General features: G+C 70.9%; 9 protein-coding genes. 4 read left to right on the top strand and 5 right to left on the bottom strand.

Features of this window, described 5'->3' with window-relative positions; genetic code table 11:
• The first annotated feature begins 65 nt into the window (after positions 1–65).
• Positions 66–326, top strand: coding sequence for a DUF6458 family protein (locus tag FFS51_RS12745; RefSeq protein WP_137878549.1), 261 nt, complete (start codon positions 66–68; stop codon positions 324–326).
• Positions 327–372: 46 nt separating this feature from the next.
• On the opposite strand, the gene FFS51_RS12750 is transcribed toward FFS51_RS12745, so the two are convergent.
• The gene (locus FFS51_RS12750) at positions 373–2,649 is read right to left on the bottom strand and encodes a heavy metal translocating P-type ATPase (RefSeq protein WP_249352725.1); all 2,277 of its coding nucleotides are present in this window, start codon (positions 2,647–2,649) and stop codon (positions 373–375) included.
• 109 nt (positions 2,650–2,758) lie between these two features.
• On the opposite strand from FFS51_RS12750, the gene FFS51_RS12755 reads away from it, so the two are divergent.
• Genes FFS51_RS12755 through FFS51_RS12765 form a run of 3 tightly spaced genes read left to right on the top strand, consistent with a single transcriptional unit; the run spans position 2,759 to position 5,713 of the window.
• A complete protein-coding gene (locus tag FFS51_RS12755; RefSeq protein WP_349303924.1) occupies positions 2,759–3,721 on the top strand; it encodes an aldose 1-epimerase family protein in 963 nt (320 codons plus the stop codon).
• Between the two features lie 37 nt (positions 3,722–3,758).
• Positions 3,759–5,321 (top strand): amino acid permease, encoded by a 1,563-nt coding sequence (locus FFS51_RS12760; RefSeq protein WP_137878550.1) that lies wholly within the window; start codon positions 3,759–3,761, stop codon positions 5,319–5,321.
• Positions 5,318–5,713 carry a VOC family protein gene (locus FFS51_RS12765; RefSeq protein WP_045245895.1) on the top strand — a complete coding sequence of 132 codons (396 nt, stop codon included), beginning with the start codon at positions 5,318–5,320 and terminating at the stop codon, positions 5,711–5,713. The genes FFS51_RS12760 and FFS51_RS12765 overlap by 4 nt, the downstream gene beginning before the upstream one ends.
• A 292-nt stretch (positions 5,714–6,005) precedes the next feature.
• On the opposite strand, the gene FFS51_RS12770 is transcribed toward FFS51_RS12765, so the two are convergent.
• The 4 genes from FFS51_RS12770 to FFS51_RS12780 all read right to left on the bottom strand — a co-directional run.
• Positions 6,006–6,662 carry a DUF2461 domain-containing protein gene (locus FFS51_RS12770; RefSeq protein WP_171006187.1) on the bottom strand — a complete coding sequence of 219 codons (657 nt, stop codon included), beginning with the start codon at positions 6,660–6,662 and terminating at the stop codon, positions 6,006–6,008.
• Complete coding sequence (locus FFS51_RS14750; RefSeq protein WP_171006188.1) at positions 6,659–7,237, bottom strand: hypothetical protein; 579 nt, start codon at positions 7,235–7,237, stop codon at positions 6,659–6,661. Before FFS51_RS14750 ends, FFS51_RS12770 begins: the two co-directional genes overlap by 4 nt.
• Entirely contained in the window at positions 7,234–7,578 is a 345-nt protein-coding gene (locus tag FFS51_RS12775) for a hypothetical protein (protein WP_056519176.1), read from the bottom strand. Before FFS51_RS12775 ends, FFS51_RS14750 begins: the two co-directional genes overlap by 4 nt.
• The coding region (locus tag FFS51_RS12780) for a metallophosphoesterase family protein (RefSeq protein ID WP_171006189.1) at positions 7,575–8,678 on the bottom strand (1,104 nt) is incomplete at its 5' end. The genes FFS51_RS12775 and FFS51_RS12780, both read right to left, overlap by 4 nt.

Here is an 8,678-nt window from a genome sequence, read left to right on the forward strand (position 1 = left end):
AGCGGGAGTGGCACGCGACATGATCGGTTCGGCATCGCGTGGGCGCTGCCGAGAGGAGAAGTGTCATGGGAGTTGGTGGAGGCATCGCCCTCATCGTCATCGGTGCGATTCTCGCGTTCGCGCTGAACATCCCGGTCGGCGGGTTCGTGAACCTGTCGCTCATCGGCTACATCCTGATCGCCGCGGGCGTCGTGGTGTTCATCATCGGTCTGGTCTCGATATCGAGGCGTCGTCAAACCTCGACCGTCACCCGCACGGAGGTCGATCCGGCGAGCGGTGAGCGGACCACCCGTTCGACCACGGAATCCACGAACGACACCCTCTGACGTGCGCGGCGTCGGGGCGTCGCATTCACGACGCCCCGACCCGCCCTCAGCGCAGGCGCAGGTCGAGTCGCCGCAGCAGCTGGGCGTTGGCGGCGACCACGATCGTCGACAGCGACATGAGCACGGCACCCACCGCCATCGGCAGCACGAAGCCGATCGGGGCGAGCACGCCAGCCGCGAGCGGTACGGAGACCAGGTTGTAACCCGCCGCCCACCACAGGTTCTGCACCATCTTGCGGTAGCTGGCCCGTGACAGGTCGATGACCGAGACGACGGCGCGCGGGTCGGACCCCGCCAGCACGACCCCGGCCGAGGCGATCGCGACGTCGGTGCCGGCGCCGATCGCGATGCCGACGTCGGCTCCCGCGAGCGCGGGTGCGTCGTTCACGCCGTCGCCGACCATCGCGACGCGGTGACCGTCGGCGCGAAGCCGCGCGACCTCGGCGGCCTTGTCCTCGGGGCGCACTCCGGCGATCCAGCGTGTGATGCCGACCTCGGCAGCCACGCGCGCCGCCACCGGTTCGGCGTCTCCGGTCAGCATCACGACGTCGACGCCGCGTTCCCGCAGCGCGGCGACCGCCTGCCGCGAGGTCGGGCGCACCGCGTCGTCGAGCGCGATCGCGCCGATCGTGCTGCCGTCGACGACGACGTGCAGCACCGTCGACCCGGTGGTGCTCCACGCCTGCGCCGCCGCAACGGGCGCGAGTCCGGCGGCGGCGAGCAGGGCCGGGCCGCCGACCGAGACGCGGTGTCCCTCGACGCGGGCGACGACCCCGACGCCGGGGGTCGTGACGATGTCGTGGGCCTCCGGCAGTCGGATGCCGCGACCCTCCGCCGCAGCCACGATCGCCCGGGCGAGGGGATGCTCCGACTCGCTCTCGGCAGCGGCGGCGAGGCGCAGCATCCGGTTCTCGTCCGTGGAGTCGAGCGCGGTCACCTCGGGAGTGCCCGCCGTGAGGGTCCCGGTCTTGTCGAACACGACGACGTCGACCGTGCGCATGCTCTCGAGCGCGAGGCGATCGGTCACGAGGATGCCGGCGCGGGCTGCGAGGCCGGTCGCGATGGAGACGACGAGCGGGATCGCGAGACCCAGTGCGTGCGGGCACGCGATGACGAGAACGGTGATGGCGCGCACGACGGCGTCATCAGGCAGGCCGACCGCCGTCCAGACGACGGCCGTCACCACGGCGGCCGTCAGCGCGAACCAGAACAGCCACGCCGCGGCACGATCGGCGATGCGCTGTGCGCGGGTCGTGGTGCGCTGCGCCTCGGCGACGAGCCGCGCGATGCCGGCGAGAGCCGTGTCGTCGCCGACCGCGGTCACCTCGACACGCAGGCCCGAGTCGGTCGCGACCGTGCCGGCGACGACGGCATCGCCAGTCGAGCGCGTGACCGGGCGCGACTCGCCGGTGATCATCGACTCGTCGATCGCCGCCGTTCCCGACACCACGCGCCCATCGGCGGGAACGCGTCCGCCCGGGCGCACGACGACCACATCGCCGACCCGCAGCGTCGCCGGGTCGACCGACTCGGTGCCCTGGGCGGTGACACGCTCGGCCCGATCGGGGAGCAGAGCGGCGAGCGCGTCGAGCGCGGACGACGTCTGCGCGACGGCCCGCATCTCGATCCAGTGCCCGAGCAGCATCACGACGACGAGAAGCGCGAGCTCCCACCAGAAGTCGAGCTGGTGGTCGAGCAGCCCGAGGGAGGCCCCCCACGATGCGACGAACCCGACCGTGATCGCGAGGGCGATGAGCAGCATCATCCCGGGCCGCCGCGCCCGCAGCTCGGCGACGCCGCCGACCAGGAACGGACGCCCGCCCCAGACGTACATCACCGTGCCGAGCACCGGCGACACCCACGACAGAACGGATGCCGCGGGCACCTCGTAGCCGACGAGCATCGCGAACATCGGCGAGAAGGCGACGACGGGCGCGGCGATCACGAGCATGATCCAGAACAGGCGACGGAACTGGCCGACGTGCGCGGAGTGATCGTGGCCGGAGTGGTCGTGGCCGGAGTGGTCGTTCCCCGCGTGGTCGTGTCCCGTGTGGTCGTGCGCCGAGTGATTGTGGTCGGCGCGGTCAGTGTGGTCGCTGGCGACGGTGGCGTCGCCGTGGTCGCTGTGGTCGTGCACGGAGTGACTCGCGTGGTCGTCGTGCGCGTCGTGCCCGCCGTCGTCTTCGCACCCCGCATGGTCATGCCGTTCGTGGGCGTCAGCGGGTGCCGGCGCTGCGTAGCGCGGCGCGTCGGGGGAGTGCGGGTGCACCTGAGGGTGCGGATGCACGTGGTCGTCCGTCTGATCGGGGCTGTTCGTGGTCACAGATCCTGTATACCCCTGAGGGGTATGTCGGCGCAACCGGCCGACCACAGCGCGGTCGCGTTCCGCGCCGCGTGTGGCCGTCGCGCGACGGGTCTGCCAGGATCGCCCCGTGAGCATCGACGCTTCGGCCCCCCTGTCCGGCACCGCGCTGACCCTTCGTGGCGGCGGATACCTCGCCGAGTTGAGCACGGTCGGCGCGACGGTGCGCGTCCTCCGCTTCGGTGACCGCGACCTGATCGTCCCGTTCGCCCGCGACGAGGTGCGCCCCGCGTTCCGGGGCGCGACGCTCGCGCCGTGGCCGAACCGCATCGTCGACGGCGAGTATCGCTTCGCAGGGGAGACGCATCGCGTCGCCCTCACCGAGCCGGAGCGAGGCCACGCCCTGCACGGACTCGTCGGCTGGTACGACTTCGCCGTCGTGGCCCACACGCCCGAGCGCGCCCTCCTGACGACGACGATCGCGGCGCAGTCCGGATACCCCTGGCGGGTTCGCGTCGACGTCGATTACCGACTCGACGGCTCCGGGCTCACCCAGACGGTCACCGCCGTCAATCTGTCCGGCACTCCGGCGCCGTTCGGCACGGGACCGCACCCTTACCTCCTTCCGGCGACGGGCTCCGTCAACGAGGCGCTCCTGCACCTCCCCGCCTCCCGCGTGCTCGAGGTCACCCGGCGGCGCCTGAAGCCGCTCGACCTCGCCGAGGTCGCCGTCGACGCCGCTCGCTTCGACTTCCGCGAACCGCGGGTGATCGGAGAGGTCTGCATCGACCACGCGTTCACCGATCTCGCGCGTGACGGCGCGGGTGTGGCATCCGTGACAGTGACGGATGCCGCGGCCCGAGGCGCGCGCATCACCTTCGACGCCGGGTCGCCGTGGGTGCAGATCTGCACCGCCGACCAGCCCGGCGGCCCGGGAAGCCCCGGACACCGCATCGGCGTCGCCGTCGAGCCGATGACGTGCGCGCCGGACGCCTTCAACGCGGAGCGGTACCCGTTCGACACCGGGGTGCGGTCGATATCGCCGGGGGAGGCGGCATCCGTCACGTGGACGCTGTCGGCAGTGGGAGACTGACTCCACCGCGGCGCCGCCGCGTGCGAACGGAGAGCGCATGACAGACCGCACCGACACGAGCAGGCTCGATCCGGAAGACGCCCAGGAGGGACCCATCGGCACCACGGGGGACCGCGCGCTCGCGGTCGCGGACTTCTCCACCGAGGACGCCGGGTATCACAAGACCCTGCGACCGAGGCAGATCCAGATGATCGCCATCGGTGGTGCGATCGGCACCGGCCTCTTCATGGGGGCCGGCGGACGTCTCGCCTCGAGCGGACCCTCTCTCGTGCTGGTCTACGCGATCTGCGGCTTCTTCGCGTTCCTGATCCTCCGGGCCCTCGGCGAGCTCGTGCTGCACCGCCCGTCGTCGGGGTCGTTCGTCTCGTACGCGCGCGAGTTCTACGGCGAGAAGCTCGCCTTCGTCTCGGGGTGGCTGTACTTCCTCAACTGGGCGATGACCTCGATCGTCGACGTCACGGCAGCAGCTCTGTACGTCAAGTTCTGGGCGCAGTACTGGGAGCCGCTTCAGCAGGTGCCGCAGTGGCTGATCGCCCTGCTCGCCCTCGTCGTGGTGCTGTCGGTCAACCTCGTGAGCGTGCGGCTGTTCGGCGAGATGGAGTTCTGGTTCGCCCTCATCAAGGTGAGCGCGCTCGTGGTCTTCCTTGTCGTCGGCGTCTGCTTCATCGTGTTCGGCGGGCGCACCGACATCGGTGCGACGGGCTTCTCGGTCATCGCCGAGAACGGGGGCGTGTTCCCCCTCGGCGCCGTCGCGCCTCTCCTCGCGATCTCGGGGGTCGTGTTCGCCTACGCGGCGATCGAGCTCGTCGGCACCGCGGCGGGTGAGACGGCCGAGCCGGAGAAGGTCATGCCGAAGGCGATCAACACCGTCGTCTTCCGCATCGCGATCTTCTATGTCGGCTCGGTGCTGCTGCTCTCGCTGCTGCTGCCGTTCACCACGTACGAGGCCGGAGAGTCTCCGTTCGTCACGTTCTTCTCCCACATCGGATCCCCGCAGGCGGGCGCCGTCGCCGGGTCGGTGATGAACTTCGTCGTGCTCACGGCGGCGCTCTCGAGCCTCAACGCCGGGCTGTACTCGACGGGTCGCATCCTGCGTTCGATGTCCGTCAACGGCTCCGCCCCGCGGTTCACCGCCAAGATGAGCCGTCACGGCGTGCCGTTCGGCGGCATCCTGCTCACCGCCACCATCACACTCTGCGGTGTCGGCATCAACGCGCTGTGGCCTTCCGAGGCCTTCGAGATCGTGCTGGAGATCTCCGCCCTCGGCATCATCGGCGGCTGGGCGACGATCATCCTCTGCCAGCTCAAGCTGCGGACGTGGGCGAAGCGCGGCATCCTGAAAGAGCCCTCGTTCCGCCTGTTCGGCGCGCCGTACACCTCGTACCTCACGCTCGCCTTCCTGCTGTTCGTGCTCGTCACGATGGGCTTCTCGGAGACCGGGCGCTGGGTGCTCGCCTCGCTCATCGTGCTCATCCCCGCGCTCGTGATCGGCTGGTTCGCCGCCCGCAAGGGCATCTACGCCGCGGCGGCCGCACGCGAGGGCTACACCGGCACGCACCCCGTCGTCGCCGGACCGCCCCGACCCGAGGAGGACGCATGACCGCCCCCGCTCCGTACCTTCACTTCGACGGCGAGGCCCGTGCCGCGCTGGACTTCTATGCGGCCGCGTTCGGAGGTGAGGTCGAGGCCTACACGTTCGCCCAGTTCTCGCGCACGGACGGGCCGGGCGAGGCGATCGCGCACGGCATCCTGCGTGGACCGGTCGAGCTGTTCGCCGCCGACATCGCCCCGGGGGAGGAGACCACGCACGTGCGAGGCGTGCTGTTCTCGCTGCTCGGCTACGCCGACGCCGACACCCTGACCCGGTGGTTCCAGGCGCTCGCCGATGGCGGCACGATCGTCGACGACCTGCAGGTGCGCCCGTGGGGCGCCCACGACGGTCAGGTCACCGACCGTTTCGGCCTCACCTGGCTCATCGGCTGGGAGGACTGAGCCGGGCCGAGCCCCGGGGGCATGGCGCCGGGCGGGGTGATCCGTCGCCGTGACTCACACCGTGACTCAGACCCCCGGGGGTCGCCGACCTGCCTAACGTCGGAACTTCTGCCCGACCCGCCGGTGCTGGGTCCGAACTCCCGGCGTGTCGGCGAGAACATCCGACGGTGCGCTCAGCCCGGGTCGGGCAGGGGCAGCCTGGCCCCGGGCAAGGGGCACGCGGCACGGGGCACGGGCGGGCCCCATCCCAGGTCAGGGCCGCGCGGCGCCCGCCCGCGCACAACCCGTCCGCTCAGCGGGCGCGCACGCGCACGAGGTCGTCGCCGAGGTTCTCGGCGAGCCACGTGAGCCAGGGTGCGACCGCGCGCCAGTGCGCCGAGATCTCGTCGTATGCGACGGGTGTGAACCACCAGTCCTCGACGGATTCCCGCAGCCCGACGGCGAGGTGCTTGAGCCGCAGCAAGTCGATGCGCGGGTGGTCGACCGGGTAGCCGCGCGGTGCGGTGCGCAGCGCGTCATCCGTCATCAGGGTGAACCCCGCTTGCGTGAGGCCGGCGAGCACCGGCTCGAGACGGGCGAAGGATGCCTCGTCGGCGACGATCTCCCGGAAGCGGGCGAGTGCGGGCGGCGGAACGTCGTAGACCCCGCCGCCGACGAGCAGTCCCTCGGCGGACAGCTGCAGGTAGAACGCGACCGGAGGCGTCGAGGACACCATGCCGATGTGCGTCTTGTAGGGCGTCTTGTCGGCGCTGAAGCGCACGTCCCGGTAGGGACGGAAGATCTTGAGCCCGCCGAACTCGGGTTCGAGCTCGCCCGCGAGCAGCTCGAACGGGGTGCGCACGTTCTCGTCGTAGCGGTGCTTGTTCGCCAGCCACCACTCGCGCGTGTTGTTCTCGGCGAGCTCGCCGAAGAACGCGATCGCGTCGGGGCTGAGGCCCGTGAAGCTCATGATGCTGCGGATTCCGCGGTGCGCTGCACGAGCGACGACCACCAGATCAGCAGGCCGCCTCCGGCGATGCCGAATACGAGCCAGGTGATCATTCCGCCGACGGCGCCGGTGATGAAGAATCCGGCGCTGAACGCGGCGATCCAGGCGACGGTGAGCACGACGGAGCCGACGACCAGCAGAATCACCGCGGCCCACGGGTGGGCGCGGAACACGCGGAAGCCGTGCCAGGGCCGCTGGCCGGCGGCTGCCGCGGCCACGAGGCATCCGGCCGCTGTCAGCACGAGCGGAACGAGGATCGAGACGGCGCCGGCGACGACCAGCAGGATGATGACGAGCAGCGACATCCACCCGAAGGCTGCGACGCGCGGCCCACCGGGCGCACGGGTCGCGAATGCCCACGCCGCCCAGCCGAGCAGCCACACCTCGACCACGACGATCACGATCGACACGACGCCGATGATCGAGAGCGCCGTCGTGTCGGTGCTGCCGACGGCAGGCAGAGCCGTCAACCCCTGCGCGACCGCGCCGAGCACGATGACGATCGCGAGGGCGATGCCCGAGCGCACGCGGCTCATTTGCCGGCCGCCTTGTCGAGCACGGGCTGCAGGTCACCGTCGTAGAGGGTCGTGTCGCCGACCTTCACGATGAGGGTCGTCTTCGCGGACGCGGGGGAGCTCACGGTGATCGTCTCTTTCGTCAGGGTCTCGCCGGTGCAGCTGACGCCGCCGTCGGTGGCTCGGGTGCACACAGGCGCGGTCAGTATCTCGATTTTCGCCGATTGCAGCACGTCGATCCCCGCGTACCTCACCTCTTCGAGGTGGGTGCCGCCCACGGGGGCGATGGCCTGCACCTGGGTGCAGGCGGTGAGGGATGCCGCGGCCACGACGAGCGCGGCCAGCGCCCAGGTGCGTCTCACGATGCCGCCTTCTGCTCGTGGGCCAGGATGCGTGCGCGCTCGGTCATGCGCTGGGCCTCGAGCGCGGCGTCCGTGATCTTCTCGAGGTCGAACGGGGCCGGGAGCAGCAGCTCGGTGTTGCGGTCGAGGGCGGAGCCGCGACGCATCGCCGGGGATTCGGCCCAGTCGTTGGCCGCGAACTCGCGGGCGCGAGCGGCGAGGTCGCGGGACGCGCCGGTGCCGGCGGGGGCGGCCGCCGAGGCGTGGTCGAGCACGGTGGTGAAGATCGAGAGGGTGCCGTCGCGGTTGTCGACGATCTCGAGCACCTGCTGCTGCTGCGGGAAGTCGATGCACGAGGCGGTCGTGATCTCCCAGAAGCCGCCGCCATTCGCACCGGGGTGGGCGAGGATCTGGTTGAGGTGCGTGTGGCCGTTGAGCCAGGCGATCGCGACGGGGTAGGCCAGGAGCAGGTCGATGACGTCTTCGGCATGGTGCAGCACCGTGGTGTCGCCGGGGCGCTGGGCGTCATTCTCGAGGGTGAGGCTGTTGTGGTGGCTGAGCACCACGACGAGCATGCCCTCGGTGGTCGCCTGCTGCAGCTGAGCCTTCAGCCACTGGAACTGCACGTCGGGGAGGGCCCCGTCGGGGCCGGCCACGGCGTTGCAGGTGTCGAGGCCGATCGCGCGCACGAACGGGGACAGCTGCGCCGTCCACCAGGTCTCGCCCGAGTCGAGGTTGTGCTGGGTGAAGCCGTGGCCGATGGGTCCGGGCTGGGTCTCGGTCGTGAAGTGCTCGGCCATGAAGTCGCGCTGCGCGAACAGGTAGCGGTCGGGGTTCGCGGTGACCTCTCTGAAGCCGGGGCGTCCGAGCCAGAGGCCGAACGCGTCGAGCAGCTGCGTGACGGCGCTGCCGCTGGCGGCGTAGCCCGCGAGCGCCATCGATGCCGTCGCTTCGAGTGTGTACGCCTTGCGGCCGCCGACGGCGAGGGCGTGCAGCGTGGGGCTGAGGTTGAACGTGCCGAGCAGCAGGGTGTCGTGGTTGCCGTAGACGGCGTACCAGGGTGCGGGGAGGCCGGGGGAGGTCGCCGGGTGGCTGATGGCGTCGTCGAGCAGGGTGGGGAG

Source organism: Microbacterium sp. 4NA327F11 (assembly GCF_005503465.1).
In the GTDB taxonomy this organism is placed as follows: domain Bacteria; phylum Actinomycetota; class Actinomycetes; order Actinomycetales; family Microbacteriaceae; genus Microbacterium; species Microbacterium ginsengisoli.